The 1,402-nt window shown below is 39.4% G+C and carries 2 protein-coding genes; both read right to left on the bottom strand.

Going from position 1 to position 1,402, the window contains the following annotated elements:
- Positions 1–84: 84 nt before the first annotated feature.
- Positions 85–561, bottom strand: coding sequence for a hypothetical protein (locus tag ACLRGG_RS21225; protein ID WP_416251569.1), 477 nt, complete (start codon positions 559–561; stop codon positions 85–87).
- Positions 558–1,331 carry a glycoside hydrolase family 19 protein gene (locus ACLRGG_RS21230; protein WP_416251570.1) on the bottom strand — a complete coding sequence of 258 codons (774 nt, stop codon included), beginning with the start codon at positions 1,329–1,331 and terminating at the stop codon, positions 558–560. Before ACLRGG_RS21230 ends, ACLRGG_RS21225 begins: the two co-directional genes overlap by 4 nt.
- Positions 1,332–1,402: the final 71 nt, after the last annotated feature.

Here is a 1,402-nt window from a genome sequence, read left to right on the forward strand (position 1 = left end):
CGCAGGAGCGATATCTTCTCCCAGAAAACCGATTTACACTTTTGGTAAACGCATCACCCCAGATCCTTCGTCCTTCCAGCACATCTACGGAAATATGAAATTATCACTATCAACATAAGGAACGTCAGTTATATAGTTATTCGGGATATCATCACTTCTAAATGAATTTTGAAAGCAATCGTTAGATTGTATTATTTTATTATTTTTTTTGACATCAAATGTCATTGAATACTCTTCCTTCTCAGCCCCGCTTATTATATCAATAACATAACCATACTTACCCCGATTAAATCCGTAATATACCACTCCCATTTTACTATCCGTAAGGCGCTTTAGCTTATTCCCTTCATTAAATAAAACACTCAGTTCAACCTTACCTTCCTTTTTAAAGGTATAGGTAATTTCTTTAGTTTTATCATTTATAGAGAGTAAAACCTCTCTGGATACTTTTCCAGGTAACGAGCATGAGATCATTTCAGTGACATCTTGCTCGGATGCCATGGAGCATGTGGACATAATCGAAATAATTACACCAACTAAAAACACACGAAACACCTTCATAAAAATACCTTTTCACATAATTTATAAGCTTCCTGGCGTTCACTTAACCCCATGTTCCCGCCATTGACTCTATTTGTGACACCAACTACATCACTATAGCCTTTACCATGATCACGTGAATAGACTTCATAGTGCAACCAAAACCATAATGCACTTCGAATAGCAAAAGGCATTTCATTAATCTTTTCTGGATTAGAAATAGTATCAGGAGCAGCCCCATGCCAATATTTATCATACCCTATCATAAACCCATGATATTTCTCATAGCCTGTAATCTGAATTAAACCTCGCCCTCTAAAGTTATAGCCATCGCCTGGATTACTTTGTCTATTACCATTTAATCTTAAGTAATGCTTACGACCTATAGCCTGCTCATTAGCCCGGCGAATTATTTTCCCAGCCGCGTTTTTTTCATAACCATCAATTTCAGACTCAGCCGGATGTTCACGGTAATATAGACTAAAGGTTCTTAATGTCGCTGGAGAGAATTGAAATCCTTCGGTTTTGCCTATCATTCGCGGCCCAACCTCTCCTTTAATTTGTGAAAAGAAGTGTCGTAATCTCGTTGGGGTATCCAGCTTAAACTCTGTCAATCTACCGCGGAGTTCCTCAACGACAGTATTCAAATCGGAGTCAGTGGCCTGCGGGAAGATAACTTTTAATTTTTTATAGGTAACACCATCATCATTAGCGCCAATTGCATCCAAAAACATCACCGGATGCATATGCCATACAGCTTTACCCGCCGTAAAGGGCTCAACCTGACTCATCCACTCCATATCCTGTCTCTTATACACATCTCCGAGCCCACGAGACTGGTTCTCATATCTAGGGGGGGGGC

The organism is Erwinia sp. PPS120, from assembly GCF_047918655.1.
Lineage (GTDB): Bacteria > Pseudomonadota > Gammaproteobacteria > Enterobacterales > Enterobacteriaceae > Erwinia > Erwinia tasmaniensis_A.

Excerpts from the sequence above, each read along its gene's own strand:
- ACLRGG_RS21225 (WP_416251569.1), bottom strand. The coding sequence starts at position 561 with ATGAAGGTGTTTCGTGTGTTTTTAGTTGGTGTAATTATTTCGATTATG.
- ACLRGG_RS21230 (WP_416251570.1), bottom strand. The coding sequence starts at position 1,331 with ATGAGTCAGGTTGAGCCCTTTACGGCGGGTAAAGCTGTATGGCATATG.